12 protein-coding genes are annotated in these 15064 nt (G+C 58.6%); 11 read left to right on the forward strand and 1 reads right to left on the reverse strand.

The genetic code is table 11. The annotated features are described in order from the left end of the window. The first annotated feature begins 201 nt into the window (after positions 1-201). The 4 genes from WNY39_RS16360 to WNY39_RS16375 are packed head-to-tail and all read left to right on the forward strand — an operon-like array spanning position 202 to position 5016. A complete protein-coding gene (locus WNY39_RS16360; RefSeq protein WP_342847239.1) occupies positions 202-1839 on the forward strand; it encodes a glucan biosynthesis protein G in 1638 nt (545 codons plus the stop codon). After that, entirely contained in the window at positions 1836-2063 is a 228-nt protein-coding gene (locus WNY39_RS16365) for a hypothetical protein (RefSeq protein ID WP_342847241.1), read from the forward strand. Before WNY39_RS16360 ends, WNY39_RS16365 begins: the two co-directional genes overlap by 4 nt. Next, positions 2064-3872 (forward strand): glucans biosynthesis glucosyltransferase MdoH, encoded by a 1809-nt coding sequence (gene mdoH, locus WNY39_RS16370; protein WP_342847243.1) that lies wholly within the window; start codon positions 2064-2066, stop codon positions 3870-3872. 13 nt (positions 3873-3885) lie between these two features. Beyond that, the gene (locus WNY39_RS16375; protein WP_342847245.1) at positions 3886-5016 is read left to right on the forward strand and encodes an OpgC domain-containing protein; all 1131 of its coding nucleotides are present in this window, start codon (positions 3886-3888) and stop codon (positions 5014-5016) included. Between the two features lie 5 nt (positions 5017-5021). On the opposite strand, the gene WNY39_RS16380 is transcribed toward WNY39_RS16375, so the two are convergent. Then, on the reverse strand, positions 5022-6896 hold the full coding sequence (locus WNY39_RS16380; protein WP_342847247.1) for an FAD-binding monooxygenase: 1875 nt from the start codon (positions 6894-6896) through the stop codon (positions 5022-5024). A 93-nt stretch (positions 6897-6989) separates the two neighbouring features. Here WNY39_RS16380 and WNY39_RS16385 point away from each other — a divergent pair, with 93 nt between their 5' ends. From WNY39_RS16385 to WNY39_RS16415, 7 genes are all read left to right on the forward strand, one after another. Beyond that, positions 6990-7433, forward strand: coding sequence for a MarR family transcriptional regulator (locus WNY39_RS16385; RefSeq protein WP_342847249.1), 444 nt, complete (start codon positions 6990-6992; stop codon positions 7431-7433). 42 nt (positions 7434-7475) lie between these two features. Then, a complete protein-coding gene (locus WNY39_RS16390; RefSeq protein ID WP_342847251.1) occupies positions 7476-8756 on the forward strand; it encodes a flavin-dependent oxidoreductase in 1281 nt (426 codons plus the stop codon). Positions 8757-8877: 121 nt separating this feature from the next. Then, positions 8878-9639 carry an SDR family NAD(P)-dependent oxidoreductase gene (locus tag WNY39_RS16395; protein ID WP_342847253.1) on the forward strand — a complete coding sequence of 254 codons (762 nt, stop codon included), beginning with the start codon at positions 8878-8880 and terminating at the stop codon, positions 9637-9639. Positions 9640-9663: 24 nt separating this feature from the next. After that, positions 9664-10824, forward strand: coding sequence for an acetyl-CoA C-acetyltransferase (locus tag WNY39_RS16400; protein WP_342847255.1), 1161 nt, complete (start codon positions 9664-9666; stop codon positions 10822-10824). Positions 10825-10929: 105 nt separating this feature from the next. Further along, complete coding sequence (locus WNY39_RS16405; RefSeq protein WP_342847256.1) at positions 10930-11907, forward strand: nitronate monooxygenase family protein; 978 nt, start codon at positions 10930-10932, stop codon at positions 11905-11907. Between the two features lie 91 nt (positions 11908-11998). Then, on the forward strand, positions 11999-13564 hold the full coding sequence (locus tag WNY39_RS16410; RefSeq protein ID WP_342847258.1) for a gamma-glutamyltransferase family protein: 1566 nt from the start codon (positions 11999-12001) through the stop codon (positions 13562-13564). Positions 13565-13572: 8 nt separating this feature from the next. Beyond that, the gene (locus tag WNY39_RS16415; RefSeq protein ID WP_342847260.1) at positions 13573-14844 is read left to right on the forward strand and encodes a glycerate kinase; all 1272 of its coding nucleotides are present in this window, start codon (positions 13573-13575) and stop codon (positions 14842-14844) included. Positions 14845-15064: the final 220 nt, after the last annotated feature.

Raw genomic sequence — 15064 nt, forward strand, 5'->3', positions numbered from 1 at the left:
TGGATACTTGCCCATACGTGCCGAAACTCGCCTGTTCAGACAGGGCGGATTTGCGAAAACTCGCTTGTTCTCAATCGGTTCTGCATATTTCTGTGGCGGCGCATCGAAACCGGACATAATGGATCATCTAACATGGATTTGTCCTGCGACTGAGTCGTTTGGGCTTGGGCCATCTTTCTTTAACTAAGTTATTGGGTTTCAATGTTAAATAATCCTGGATCCCCTAAGCAGGATCTGTTCCCTCTGACCCGCCGCAGCCTCTTGGGCGCGCTTGGCAGTTCTGTCGCTGTCATTGCGTTGTCGCGCGGTGCAATGGCGCAGGATATCGTGGCGGCCGAGACTGAGGAGGCTGTTGAACCAACAGCGCCTGCCGGTCCGCAACCGTTCTCGTTTGAATGGCTCGACACGCAGATGAAACGGGCGTCTGAGGCTGAGTATGTGCCAACCGGTGACGCGCCAGAGGTCATCGACAATCTTGATTATGATGATTACCGCAAAATCCAGTTCGACCCAAAACGGTCGCGGTGGCAGGATGATGGTGTGTTGTTCCGTTTGCACGCCTTTCACCCCGGGTGGCTCTACAAGCAAACTGTCGCCATTCACGAGGTCGTGGACGGGATGCAAACGCCGATGGGCTTTTCCACGGATGATTTCCTGTATTACGAAGACCTTGCCCCACGGGTGCCGCAGCATGCGCAATTGCCGGGCGTCGCCGGGTTTCGCCTAAATACGCCGCTGAACCGGGCCGATATGTTTGATGAGCTGATCGCCTTTGTCGGCGCATCGTATTTCCGCGCTTTGGCGCGGGATAGCAGCTATGGCCTGTCGGCGCGGGGCCTTGCGATCAACACAGGGCTTGGCCGCGAAGAGGAATTTCCACGGTTCACCGAATTCTGGCTGGAACGCCCGAAGGCGGGGCAGGAAAACGTCGTGGTCTATGCCGCGCTTGATAGCCCGTCTTGCACGGGGGCGTACCGCTTTGTCATCCGCCCGGGTGCTGAAACAACCATCGACGTCACGGCAAAACTGCATTTCCGCAAGGATGTGGAACAATTGGGCGTGGCCGCGCTGACATCGATGTTCCTGTTTGATGAAAAGAACAGCGACACATTCGACGATTACCGCCCCCAGGTCCATGACAGCAATGCGCTGATGGTCGTGCGCACCGATGGTGATGTCTTGTGGCGGCCCCTGAATAATCCGCCGCGTCTGGCCAGCACCTATCTGAACGAACCGAACCTCAAATCCTTTGGCCTGATCCAGCGCGACCGTGATTTCACCGAGTACCAAGACGCTGGCGCGCAGTATCAAGACCGCCCGTCCGTTTTGGTCGAACCAAAGGGCGAGTGGGGTGCAGGCGCAATACGGCTGGTTGAGATTCCGTCCGACCTTGAAGGCAATGACAACATCGTCAGCTTTTGGGTGCCGTCGGAAAAACCGCGCGCTGGCGAAAGCCGGGAATATTCATATCGCTTGCGGTGGGGCACGCTTGGCACCAACCGTGACGGCGACCGCGCGTGGATCGTGAACACGCTGGCGGGGCAGGGCGGGACGTCGGGCGTATCCGGTGCCAAAGCATCGCTGCGCAAGTTTGTGATCGATTTTGACGGTGGTCTGATGGCCGATCTGCCGGCGGATGCCGAGATGGAGCCTGTCGTGACCCTGTCGCACGGTAAAATCCAGCACATTGCCCTGTCCAAGATCGAAAACACCACCAAATGGCGGCTTGTGATCGATGTTGATGGCGGAAATGAACGTCTTGTGGAACTGGTTGCCCATGTCGCGGGTTTTGGTCGGAAGCTGACCGAAACATGGATTTATCAATGGATGCGCGCATGAGTACCCAGAGTGCTATGAATTCACGATCCGACCCCTCTGCGTTTGAAATCCGCAAAGCGGCTATTTTGCGCGATGGTGCCTTGCCGGATGCCCCGCTGGCGATGCCACGGCAGGTGATTGAACTGCCGCGCGTCACCGTTGTTGATAGCGCCGAACGCGGGTTGCGGCGGGTGATGTCTGTCATCGCGCACAGCTTTGGCTTTGTGGCGCGTGGCCGCTCGTAAATGAACGCTAAACCCTTTTCGGGCCGCGTGCTTTCGGCGCGTGTCTTTGCATTGGTGATGAGCATTGGCCTTGGCGCTGGTGCCGCCGCGCTGTTTTTGCAGTTCGGTTCGGCGGATGGCTATCAACTGGTCGACGGGGTGCGCGCCGCGTTGGTGTTTATCACGACGTTTTGGCTGGCTTGGGGTGCGATGCAATCGGTCGAGGGGTTGATCGCGATGCGCCGACCCGCCGCGCCGATGACAACGCCGATTACCACCCGCACCGCGATCCTAATGCCTGTCTATAACGAAGACCCCGGCGCGGTTTTCGCCCGCGTGGCGGCGATGGATGATGCCATCGCGCGGCTTGGGCTGACGGATCATTTTGATTTCGCGATCCTGTCAGATACCCAAGACGCTGCTGTGGCGGCTGAGGAGGAACGTTGGTTCGTTCATCTGTGGGAAGACCGCCAGCAAGACGCCCGCAAAGCTGACGGCAAAGCACAACGGTTTTTCTATCGGCGCCGCCATCGCAACACGGGGCGCAAAGCTGGCAATATTCAGGATTTCTTTGAAACATCCGGGGCGAAGTACGATTTTGCGCTGATCCTGGATGCGGACAGTTTGATGGAGGGGGCGACCATTGCGGAAATGGTGCGCCGGATGCAGGCCGCGCCAGAACTGGGGCTGTTGCAGACCTTGCCACGGATTATTGGCGCGCAGTCCCGTTTTGGCCGTGCGATGCAGTTTGCGGCCGGGTTTTATTCGCCGGTATTTGCCCAAGGGCAGGCCGCGATGCAGGGGGCCACAGGGGCGTTTTGGGGGCATAACGCCTTGGTTCGTGTGCGCGCCTTTGCCGAAAGCTGCGCATTGCCCGAACTGTCTGGCCCACCCCCTTTTGGCGGCCATATCCTAAGCCATGATTATGTCGAGGCCGCCCTTTTAGCGCGTGCGGGTTGGGTGGTGCGCGTTGATCCCGATCTTGAAGGCTCCTTTGAAGAAGGGCCGGAAAATATGATCGACTTTGCCAAGCGTGACCGGCGTTGGTGTCAGGGGAATCTGCAACATATCCGCGTGATTTCTGCGCCGGGGTTGAAAGCCTGGTCGCGGTTTGCGCTGTTCCAAGGGATCCTAAGCTATATTGCGCCGCTGTTCTGGATGATGTTCTTGGCGTCAAATCTATACGCCACAGCAACCGCGCCAGAGCCTGATTTTTTCCCTGAACCCTTTCAATTGTTTCCGGTTTTCCCGTCGGATCAAACCTCAAAAGCTGTCGGTGTTGCGGTTGGGGTGTTTGGTTTGCTGGTCCTTCCCAAGGTGTTGATCCTGTTGGACGCGGCCCTGCGCGGGCGGGTTTTGCAATTTGGTGGGGCGCTGACCGCCCTGCGGGGAATGCTGCGGGAATTGGTGATGTCGTCGATCAATGCGCCGATCATGCTGATGTGGCAAACCCGCGCTGTGCTTCAGGTGCTAAGCGGGCGTGATGGCGGTTGGCCCGCGCAAACCCGCGGCGACGGGCGGCTGACCCTGTCCGAGGCCTTTGCCGCCGGGTGGTGGATACAGCTTTGGGGGATCGCGGTCATTTTCCTGACCTATAGTTTTGCCGCTAACCTGCTGCTTTGGGTGTTGCCGATTGGCATCCCGCTGCTGCTGGCCCCTGTGATGATCTGGTTCACATCGCAGCCCTCGGACGGGGTGGTTTTTGCCACACCAGAGGAGCTGTCCCTGCCGCGTGTCATTGCGGATCATCATCGGATCATGGGCCACTGGGCGCAAACCCCGATTTCATTCGCGTCGCCCGGTGCGATTACCGCGCCTGTTCCAGCCTGAAGTGACTGTATCTATGCCCCCAGCCAGCCACCCTGTGTCCGCGCGCGACCCGCGTCTTGATTTCTTTCGGGGCTTGGCGCTGGTGATGATTTTCATCAACCATGTGCCGGGCAACCCGCTTGAGGTTTTTACCAACCGCAACTTCGGCTTTTCTGATGCGGCCGAAGGGTTTGTATTTATGTCCGGCATGGCGGCAGGCTTGGCCTATCCGATGGCATTTGTGCGTCTGCCGCTGTGGCGCGCCGTGGCAAAATGCTGGGGCCGTGCGTGGACGCTGTATTCGGTGCATCTGGTCATCACGATGATCAGCTTGGCGATTATGATGGGTGCCGCATACTGGTTCGGTGCAGATAAGATGTGGGGCATCAACAATGTTGCCCCGTGGATCGAGGCACCTGTTCAGGCCACCATCGGCATTGCCACCTTGGGGCATCAGTTCGGGTATCTGAACATCCTGCCGATGTATGCGGCGCTGTTGATAATGACGCCGGTCATGATCTTGGTCGCGCAACGCAATATGTGGGTCATGCTGGGCGGGTCGTTTCTGCTGTGGATTGTCACAGGCGAAACCCGGCTGAATATCCCTGCGTTTCCCAACCCGGGCGGGTGGTTTTTTAACCCGTTTGCGTGGCAGTTTCTGTTCGCGATTGGTCTGGCCACCGGGATGCGGCTGAAATCTGGCAGGCGGCTTGTACCTAATGTTGCGTGGGCGAAATGGCTGTCGCTGGCGTTTTTGATCTTTGTTCTGGCGTGGATGAAAATCGATATCGTTCAGTTCTACGGTCGGGCCGGGCTGTCGTTCCTGCGCGACCACGGGTTTCCCTTCTACATCACCAGCTTCGACAAAACCTTCCTCGCCGCGCCGCGTTTGTTGCATCTTTTGGCGTTGGTCTATTTCCTGTCCACGCAAACTTGGGTGCTGCGCCTGTCGGCGAGCCGTTGGGTCTGGCCCGTTGAATTGATGGGGCGGTTTGGGCTGGCTTGTTTCGCGCTCGGGACCGTGTTGTCTATTCTAGGGCAGTCGATCAAAGCGGCGTTGATTTATGATCCATGGATTTTTGACATGGGGTTCGTTTTCGTGGGGCTCGCGCTGCAAATGGGGTTTGTGCGGATCAAATGGCAATTGGCACAAAAACCCAGCTAAGGCACCTACGCCGTCAGAACCCTTTCAAAGAATTCCGACAACTCGCCATGAGCGTCCAAGGGCAGGATTTCAGCGATATATTGATCGGGTCGCACGATCACGATGCATCCCTTTGCCCGGTCGATTTCGCGCAGGTCGAAGATATCGGATGACGGATCAGCGCTGAATATCTTTTCATAATCGGTCAGGTGATGTTTGCCCTTTCGGGGCAGCAGCAGCGGGGGCAGATTGCGCAGGTCGAGATTGCGGTGCGGGGTTTGATAAATGGCCCGCAAATCAATAACGGAATCGATGTCAGCCCCATCGGGTGTCATTTTGACGATGGGGGAGAGTTTCGACCCTAAATCGCGACATAGGGCCTGCAGATTGTCGTCTTCTCCGGCGAAGGCCAGAATACGCCAGCGGCCATCCGCCTTTAACATATGCCCCAGATGCACCGGTTTTGCATCTGCAACGCGGATCACGGGTGCCGAATGAAAACGCATACCCACAACTAGACCTTTTGCCAGATGTTGGTGCCGCGCGTCGCCGATCAGTGCGGAGGGGCCATAATGCACGGAGGTTCCGGCGGTAAAGCGGCCCTGCTTTTGGAAATAGCGCTGAAATTCTGCGGGATCGACTGTATCCTGCCCGGTGTCCTGTGCGGTCTTGGGCCGCGCGCTGAACATCTTGGCAAAGGCTCGATCGAAATCGATCAACTCCTGCGCGATGGCCTGACGCTCCGCCGAATAGCTGTGCAAAAGTGAAGGGGCAGATTGCCCGCGCAACACTGCCGCCAGTTTCCAGCCCAGATTAAACGCATCGCCCATCGAGACATTCATGCCTTGCCCGGCTTTGGGGCTGTGGGTGTGACCGGCGTCGCCCGCGATAAACACCCGCGGGTCCATGCCATCGTCAGCATCATCAAACTGGTCGCACAGGCGTTGGCCGATTTCGTAGACGGACCACCACGCGATTTCTTTTACCTCCAGCGTATAGGGGGCCATGATCCGCTGGGCGGCGGCGATCAACTGGGGTGCGGTGATGTTTTTCTGCGAGACGCGTTCATCTGGGTTCAGCTTGTCCAGCTCGATATAGAGGCGCACCAGATAGCCGCCCTCGCGCGGGATGATCAGAACGGAGCCTTCGGTCGCGGAATGGATCACGGATTTCAGCCGGATGTCGGGAAAGTCGGTTTCGACCAGCACATCCATAACGCCCCACGCCTGATTGGCGGCATCGCCAGACAGATCCAGCCCAATCGCGCGGCGCACCCCACTGCGCGCGCCGTCGCAGCCGATGACATATCGGGCGTTGATCGTCTCAATAACGTGGGCTTTGCCATCGGGCATATGTTCGACGGTCACGGTGACGGGGTATTCCGCGTCATCATCGCGGGTCAGGCTGATGAATTTGCGATCATAATGCGGTTCCAACCGTCGGGGGCCTTGGCGCATCACATCAAGATAGAAATCATGCACCCGCGCTTGGCTTAGGATCACATGGGGCATTTCCGACAGCCCGTCTTCGGTGTCTTGGATACGGCCACTGCGGGCGATGTGATCGGGCTGCGCGGGGTCAGGCTTCCAGAACGTTGTTTCATTCACCCAATAGGCTTCGCGCAGGACCCGTTCGGAAAACCCAAAGGCCTCGAACATCTCGACCGAGCGGCAGGCAATGCCATCGGCCTGACCCATCTGTAGCGGGCCGGATTTCTGGTCGATGATGCAGGTCGATATATCACCAAAGGTAGACAGCTGCGCGGCAAGGGTCAGCCCGGCAGGGCCGCAACCAACAATCAACACGTCGACCTGCGCAGGGGGCGCGGGCGGATGGCCGGTGCCGATGGGGCGCGAGATGTCGGGGCTGCCGGTGCGAAAGCCATTTAGGTGGTACTGCATCTTGCCCCTCCAGTTTAATAAGTACACTTACTATAAGGGGTCTTTCATGATCACGTCAATATGGTAAGTATACATATCAATTAGAGGTGACACATGCCCTTAACCGCCATGCCCGGCCATCTGATCCGGCGGCTGCACCAGCTTTCGACCGCCACTTTTTCCGAAGGGATGAAAGCTGCGGGTATCGATATGACATCAGTGCAGTTTGCGGCCTTGCAGACGATTCACGACACGCCCGGCATCGATCAGGCCCGCCTTGCGCATCACATCGCCTATGATCGGGCGACCATCGGCGGCGTCGTTGACCGGCTTGAGCGTAAAGGCTGGGTCACCCGCAGCATTAACCCCGAGGATAAACGCGCGCGGCAGGTCGCGTTGACGGGGCGGGGGAGGGCGATTTTGCAAAAGGCCGCGCCGATTATCAGCGCGTTGCAGGGGGATATCCTGAGCGAGCTATCGGATGCCGAGCGTGCGCAGTTTATCGCATTGGCGAGCAAGGCAGTTGGCGTCGAGGGCGGGTTTGACCCGTCGCGGTGATCTGCTAACACATCTTAAATTTTTCCAAAGGCGGTAAGTATTATGTCCCAACCCCATGTCTTGATCGCTGGCGGTGGCATTGGTGGGCTGGCTCTTGCCCTGACGCTTGATCAGATTGGCGTGCGCTGCACGGTGTTTGAATCGGTGCGTGAATTGAAGCCCTTGGGCGTCGGGATCAATATCCAGCCAAACGCCGTGCGGGAATTGTTTGATATGGGCATCACCGCCGCCGATCTGGATCAGGTCGGATTGCCGGCGCGCGAATGGGCCTTGGTCGGGCAGCAGGGGCAGGAAATATACGCCGAGCCGCGCGGGACCGAAGCGGGCTATAGCTGGCCGCAATACGCCGCGCATCGGGGCAAGCTGCATATGCTGATGTATGACACGCTGATTGAACGCGCTGGCGGCGATGCTGTGCAATTGGGGGCTAAGGTCACCGGGTACACGCAAAATGACGACGGTACAGTCAGTGCGCAGATCGCCCACGCCGATGGCCGCGAGAGCGTTGAAACGGGCACGTTGCTGATTGGCGCAGATGGTATTCATTCGGCGATCCGCGCGCAGATGCACCCCGATCAGCCGCCGATCCATTGGGGCGGGGCATTGATGTGGCGCGGCACGACGCGGGCGAAACCCAGCCGGACGGGATCGTCCTTTATCGGGCTGGGCACGCATCTGCAACGGATGGTGATCTATCCGATTTCGCAGTTGGATGATCAGGGCTATGCCGATATCAACTGGATCGCGGAAGTCACGTTCGACGAGACTGAAGACCGCAAAAGCGGCTGGTACAAGCCCGCCAAGGTTTCGGATTTCATCCATCATTTCGAGGGCTGGACCTATGATTGGCTCGATGTGCCCGCGTTGTTGAACGGCGCCGAGATTGCCTATGAAAACCCGATGATCGACCGTGATCCAGTTGACACTTGGGTCGATGGACCCGTGGCGTTGATGGGGGATGCCGCCCATGCGATGTATCCGACTGGGTCAAACGGGGCCAGCCAGGCGATCATCGATGCCCGCACAATCGGGGCGCTGATGCTGGAACATGGTGTGACACCCGCCGCGTTGAAAGCATATGATGACGCGCTGTGCGGCCCTGTGTCAGAGCTGATCCTGCGCAACCGTGGGGCAGGGCCGTTTGGCCTGTTGAACATGGTGAATGATCGCTGCGGAGGTGAGTTTACCAACATCAATGATGTGGTCCCGGAGGAAGAGCGCAACGCCTTTATGGCGCGGTATAAAGCCGCTGCCGGTTTCGCGATTGAACAGTTGAACAATGCGCCGCCAACGATTGCCCAAGGGGCCAAGGTAGCCCAGTAAGCGGGCTACGTATTATTCTGCATCTTTCCGGCTTTTCGATTGAATTCCCCCGCGCCCCGCGCAACATTCCCGTGAAATTCAATATCGGGGGCGGCGCAGGCTGCCAGGGGGAAGACAGACTATGGAACTTCAAGGACAAGCGGCAATTGTAACCGGCGGCGCATCTGGTTTGGGCGGTGCGACAGCTGAAATGCTGGCCAAGGCCGGTGCCAAGGTCGCGATCTTTGACATGAACGCCGAGATGGGAGAGGCCAAAGCCGCCGAAATCGGCGGCACCTTTTTCAAGGTGAATGTGACGGATGAAAACGCCGTGGCGACTGCGATTGCAGATGCCGAAGGTGTGCATGGCAAGGCGCGTATCTTGGTGAACTGTGCGGGCATCGGACCACCGGCCAAGGTTGTCAGCCGCGAAGGCGACGCGCTGCCGCTGGAAAGCTTTGCCGGTGTCATCAACGTCAACCTTTTGGGGTCGTTCAACGTCTTGTCGAAATTCGCAGCAGCGTTGCACAAGGCCGACCCCATCGGGGAAGAGCGCGGCGTGATCATCAACACCGCATCGGTTGCAGCGTTTGACGGGCAGATCGGGCAAGCCGCCTATGCCGCGTCCAAGGGTGGTATTGTGGGCATGACCCTGCCGATTGCCCGCGAACTGGCGCGCTATGGCATCCGCGTAATGACAATCGCGCCGGGCCTGTTCCTGACGCCGCTGCTGGCCAGCCTGCCTGAAGAGGCGCAAACGTCGCTGGGCGCACAAGTGCCGTTCCCCAGCCGGTTGGGTGACCCGTCGGAATACGCCAAGATGGTTGGCGCAATCATTGATAATCCGATGCTGAACGGGGAAACGATCCGCCTTGATGGCGCGATCCGTATGGCACCGAAGTAACGATCTTTCTGGGAGGGGAAAACCATGGCTGACGCATATATCGTTGAAACAGTTCGCACCGCTGGCGGGCGACGCGGGGGTGCCCTGCGGGACTGGCATCCGGCAAATCTGGGGGCCGAAGTGTTGAACGCGCTGGTTGCGCGCAGTGGCATTGACGTGGCGGTCATCGACGATGTGATCATGGGCTGTGTGACCCAAGCGGGGGAGCAATCCTTCGCCTTTGGGCGCAACTGTGTGCTGGCGTCAAACCTACCGCAATCGGTGCCTGCCGTGACGATCGACCGGCAATGCGGCAGTTCGCAACAAGCCGTGCAATTTGCGGCCCAAGCGGTGATGTCGGGTACGCAAGATGTGGTCGTGGCCATGGGTGTTGAAAGCATGACGCGCGTGCCGATGATGTCGAACGTGACCTTGCACGCCAAGGCGGGTCTGGGCGAGGGGCCTTTTAGCGACCGTATCGCGGAACGTTATGGCACCAAGAACTTTAGCCAGTTTATCGGGGCCGAGATGGTCGCGCAAAAGCATGGGTTTAACCGCGAAGAGCTGGACAGCTTTGCCTTGGAAAGCCACCGCCGGGCAACGGCGGCCAGCAACGCAGGCGCGTTTGACGCTGAAATCGTGCCGCTGGCCGTCGAAGGCGGCATGCACACCCGCGACGAGGGCATTCGTGATGATGCAACGTTAGAGACTATTTCAAACGTAAAACTGCTGGACCCGAACGGTATGATCTCGGCCGCGAATGCGTCGCAGATTTGCGATGGTGCGGCAGGCGTGTTGGTCGTGTCCGAGGCGGCTTTGAAAAAATACAACCTGACGCCCAAGGCGCGGATCGTGAATTTGACGGTGACGGCGGGTGATCCGGTTATCATGCTGGAAGAACCACTGCCCGCCACGGACCGTGCATTGGAACGCGCAGGCATGAAGATCGGCGATATTGATCTGTTCGAGGTGAACGAAGCCTTTGCGCCGATCCCGATGGCATGGCTCAGGCATACGGGGGCTGATCCTGAAAAGCTGAACGTAAATGGCGGGGCTATTGCGCTTGGCCATCCGTTGGGTGCGTCAGGGGCGCGGCTGATGACGACGCTGGTGCACAGCCTGCATGCGCAGGGAAAGAAATACGGGTTGCAAACCATGTGCGAGGGTGGCGGTATCGCCAATGTCACGATCATCGAGGCCGTTTAGACGAAATGATGCGCTTGGGGGATAAGGGACGCAACGTTTGTCATTCCCTAAGCAGCCAAGCCCTGACAAGTTGCAGGCAAAAGAACGCTTCCCGGAGGAACCCCCATGACGCTACCCGCAATTTTCGACAATCTGCGCATTCCGCTGATTGGCAGCCCGCTGTTTATCATCTCGAACCCCGACTTGGTCATCGCGCAATGTAAGGCCGGGATCGTCGGTAGTTTTCCGGCGCTCAACGCCCGCGAAGCCGAAGGCGAACCGGTCGAGCTGGACCGCTGGTTGACCCGCATCAAAGAGGAACTGGACCGCCACAACCAAGCAAACCCCGACAATCCGGCAGCCCCCTATGCGGTGAACCAGATCGTGCATAAATCGAACGCGCGGCTGGAACGCGATGTCGAAATTTGCGTGAAGCACGAGGTGCCTTTGTGGATCACGTCGCTGGGTGCGCAAAACTGGCTGAACGATGCCGCGCATGGTGCGGGCGGCGTGGTGTTGCACGATGTGATCAACAACCGCTTTGCGCATAAAGCAATTGAAAAAGGGGCCGATGGCCTGATCGCTGTGGCGGCCGGGGCAGGGGGGCATGCGGGCGCGTTGTCCCCGCTGGCCTTGATCCAGGAAATTCGCGAATGGTTTGATGGGCCGTTGTTCTTGTCAGGGGCTATCGCAAGTGGTGCCAGCTTGCTGGCGGCGCAGGCCATGGGCGCTGATGGTGGCTATGCCGGGTCTGCGTTTATCGCGACCAAGGAAGCCAATGCAGATGAACGCTACAAACAGATGATCGCGGATTCAGGCGCATCGGATATCGTCTATTCCGATCTGTTCACCGGCGTCTGGGGCAACTACCTCAAGCCGTCGATTGAGGCGCAGGGCATGGACCCCAACAACCTTGAGCGGTCGGACCCGTCGAATATGAATTTCGGGACCGACCGTGAAAAACCCAAAAGCTGGAAAGAGATTTGGGGCGCGGGTCAGGGCATTGGCGCTGTTAAATCAGTGGTCCCGGCAGCCGAGTTGGTTGAACGTTTTGCGACTGAATACGCAGCGGCGCGCCAGCGGTTGATTGATCAGACTGCATAAGTTGGGTGCGGGAAACCGCATCATTTCTGAACGACCATAATATGCGATTTATCTGCTTGCGTCCGGCTTAATTCCGGTCGCAGGATAGGGTATGAAATTTGATACACCCTATGATATTCGCCGCGGTCCTTTGCTGGCCCGTAATGTGGTCGCAACATCGCAACCTTTGGCCGCGCAAGCCGGGCTTTCGATGTTGTATAAGGGCGGAAACGCCATTGATGCCGCCCTCGCTGCGGCGATTGCGCTGACGGTTGTTGAGCCGTCGGGCAATGGCCTTGGCAGTGACGCCTTCGCGATTTTGTGGGATGGCGATGCGCTGCACGGATTAAACGCGTCGGGCAGATCGCCAGCGGGATTGACCGCGACCAAAGTGACCGAACGCGGCTGGGGCAGTGTTACGGTGCCGGGGGCGGTATCGGGCTGGGTTGCGCTGTCTGAACGGTTCGGGGCGTTGCCGTTTGAAACCCTGTTTGGCCCTGCAATAGACTATGCGGAAAACGGGTTCCCCGTGTCGCCAATCATCGCACGGCTTTGGGAAATTGCGGGCAAGGCTTTGGGCCAGCAACCGGGGTTCGCCGATTGCTTTTTGCCCAATGGCCGCGCGCCGAAAGCTGGCGAGATTTTTCGCAACCCCGCGCAGGCGAAATCGTTGAAGCTGATTGCCGAAACCAAAGGTGCGGCTTTCTATACCGGTGTGCTGGCTGAGCAGATCGTTGCGGATGCAGCGCGCCACGGGTCGGCCTTGGCGATGTCTGATTTGGCTGATCATAGCCCCGATTGGTGCGGCACCTTGAGCCAAGATTACGCTGGCGTGGCCTTGCATGAAATTCCACCAAATGGGCAGGGCATCGCGGCGCTAAGCGCGCTTGGTATTCTGGGTCATTTCGATCTTGCAAGCCACGCCCCCGACAGCCCGCAAGCGCTGCATTTGCAGATCGAAGCGATCAAGCTGGGCCTTGCCGACGCCGAAGCGTTTGTCGCCGATCCCGCTCATATGGATGTTACGCCAAGCGAGATGTTGAACCCCGCGTATTTGGCGCGGCGGGCGGCAGAGATTGACCCTGACAAGGCGAAAGTCGCTGTTGAAGGCGCGCCAAAGCATGGCGGCACCGTTTATATCACGGCGGCGGATGCATCAGGCAAAATGGTGTCCTTGATCCAGTCGAACTACATGGGCTTTGGATCGGGCGTTGTTGTGCCTGATACAGGGATTAGTCTGCAAAACCGTGGCGCGGGGTTTGTCGAAACCCCCGGTCACGCGAACCAGATCGGGCCAAGCAAGCGGCCGTTCCAAACAATTATCCCCGGCTTTGTCATGCAAGACGGTGCCCCCCTGATGAGCTTTGGCGTCATGGGCGGACCGATGCAGGCGCAGGGGCATGTGCAAATGGTGACGCGGATGATGGTGCATGGGCAATCGCCCCAAGCCGCCAGTGATGCGCCGCGCTGGCGCTTTGTTGCGGGGGTTGAGGTGGCGGTGGAAAGCACCATGCCAGATGAAACCGTCGCAGCGTTGGAAAGCATGGGCCACAAGATCACGCGCGAGGCACCTGATAATGCCTTTGGCTTTGGCGGTGCGCAGCTGATTGCGCGGCAGGGTGACGGGTATGTCGCCGGGTCTGACCACCGCAAAGACGGTTGCGCGGTGGGGTTCTAGGTAAAGCGATGGCAACGATCACCCCAGAAACGCTGTTGCGCGACTTGTTCGATGTTGCCGTCGAAGTAGCCGACCCGATGCAAAGTCTGGCGCGGTTTTTGCCGCCGCGCCCTGCGGGGCGGGTTGTGGTGATCGGGGCGGGCAAAGCCAGCGCGCGCATGGCCGAAGCGGTCGAGGCCGAATGGGGCCCTTGCGAGGGGCTGGTGATCACCCGTTACGGATACGCGCGGCCCTGTCAGGGGATCGAGATCGTCGAAGCCGCACATCCTGTGCCCGATCAGGCGGGGGTTACGGCCACGCAACGTATGATTGCGTTGCTAGAGGGCTTGGGCGAGGGTGATTTTGTCTTGGCGTTGATCTCAGGCGGCGCGTCGGCTTTGTTGGTGGCACCTTTGGGTGACATAACGCTGGTCGAGAAACAGGAGGTCAACCAAAGTCTGTTGGCATCCGGCGCGCCGATCCAGAAGATGAACGTGGTGCGCAAGCATCTTTCCCGCGTCAAAGGCGGGCAGCTTGCTGCGGCGGCATACCCTGCGCAGATGCTGGCCTTGATGATTTCCGACGTGCCGGGCGACGATATGGCGATGATCGGATCGGGTCCGACGGTGGGTGATACCAGCACGGTCGCTGATGCGCGGGCCATCTTGGACAAGTGGGATATCTCGGTGCCGCCTTCTGTCAGTGCCGCGCTTGCGCAAGGATCACAGGTGGTCGCGCCCGGGGACCCGCGACTGTCGCGGGTGACGAACCAGATTTACGCAGCACCCAAGCAATCGCTGGATGCCGCCGAGAAGCACGCCCGTTCGATTGGATTAAATGTTGTCCGGCTGGACAATGATCTGGAAGGCGAGGCGCGCGATGTCGCCCAAGAGCACGCACAACTTGCCCGTGTAACACAGGCCAAGCTGAAGGCAGGTGATCCGCCTGTCGTGATGCTGTCGGGTGGTGAGCTTACTGTAACGCGGCGCGGCGACGGTATCGGCGGCCCGAACGCCGAGTATTGCCTCGCATTGGCTTTGGCTTTGGACGGTGCGCCAAATATCTGGGCGCTGTCCTGTGATACGGACGGTGTTGACGGCGCGGATGAGGTTGCGGGCGCATGTATTGGGCCAAGCACCCTTGGCAACGCCAAAACTGTTCCCGTTGACCCTGTTAACGCATTGAAAAACAACGATGCACACGCGTTTTTCAAACAAGTTGGCAGCCAGATTGTGACCGGTCCGACCCTGACAAACGTTAACGATTTCAGAGCGATTTTGGTGTATCCTGAGGCTTCATAAGCTTGCGGGGTATCTTTATGGCTCTCATTGTTTCATCATTTGCAACAATATCTTGCGATTCAGGGGCTTTTGGGTTGTTTGAGAGTTTAGCACAACCTATAACTGCATAACGTTCGCCTTGCTTCACCGGGCTGCGAGCGCTGTGGGTGCTGACACAAGATCAAATGGGTTAAGTGGTTGTTTAAACGTCTCGATATAATTTTGGTGGTCTTGTGTGTTT

The organism is Sulfitobacter sp. AS59 (genome assembly GCF_038899995.1).
Classification (GTDB): domain Bacteria; phylum Pseudomonadota; class Alphaproteobacteria; order Rhodobacterales; family Rhodobacteraceae; genus Sulfitobacter.

What these genes read in the sequence shown, in the direction of transcription:
- WNY39_RS16390 (WP_342847251.1), top strand. Translation starts at nt 7,476, where the DNA reads ATGTCCCAACCCCATGTCTTGATCGCTGGCGGTGGCATTGGTGGGCTG.
- WNY39_RS16375 (WP_342847245.1), top strand. Translation starts at nt 3,886, where the DNA reads ATGCCCCCAGCCAGCCACCCTGTGTCCGCGCGCGACCCGCGTCTTGAT.
- WNY39_RS16405 (WP_342847256.1), top strand. Translation starts at nt 10,930, where the DNA reads ATGACGCTACCCGCAATTTTCGACAATCTGCGCATTCCGCTGATTGGC.
- WNY39_RS16380 (WP_342847247.1), bottom strand. Translation starts at nt 6,896, where the DNA reads ATGCAGTACCACCTAAATGGCTTTCGCACCGGCAGCCCCGACATCTCG.
- WNY39_RS16400 (WP_342847255.1), top strand. Translation starts at nt 9,664, where the DNA reads ATGGCTGACGCATATATCGTTGAAACAGTTCGCACCGCTGGCGGGCGA.
- WNY39_RS16395 (WP_342847253.1), top strand. Translation starts at nt 8,878, where the DNA reads ATGGAACTTCAAGGACAAGCGGCAATTGTAACCGGCGGCGCATCTGGT.
- mdoH (WP_342847243.1), top strand. Translation starts at nt 2,064, where the DNA reads ATGAACGCTAAACCCTTTTCGGGCCGCGTGCTTTCGGCGCGTGTCTTT.
- WNY39_RS16410 (WP_342847258.1), top strand. Translation starts at nt 11,999, where the DNA reads ATGAAATTTGATACACCCTATGATATTCGCCGCGGTCCTTTGCTGGCC.
- WNY39_RS16365 (WP_342847241.1), top strand. Translation starts at nt 1,836, where the DNA reads ATGAGTACCCAGAGTGCTATGAATTCACGATCCGACCCCTCTGCGTTT.
- WNY39_RS16360 (WP_342847239.1), top strand. Translation starts at nt 202, where the DNA reads ATGTTAAATAATCCTGGATCCCCTAAGCAGGATCTGTTCCCTCTGACC.
- WNY39_RS16415 (WP_342847260.1), top strand. Translation starts at nt 13,573, where the DNA reads ATGGCAACGATCACCCCAGAAACGCTGTTGCGCGACTTGTTCGATGTT.
- WNY39_RS16385 (WP_342847249.1), top strand. Translation starts at nt 6,990, where the DNA reads ATGCCCTTAACCGCCATGCCCGGCCATCTGATCCGGCGGCTGCACCAG.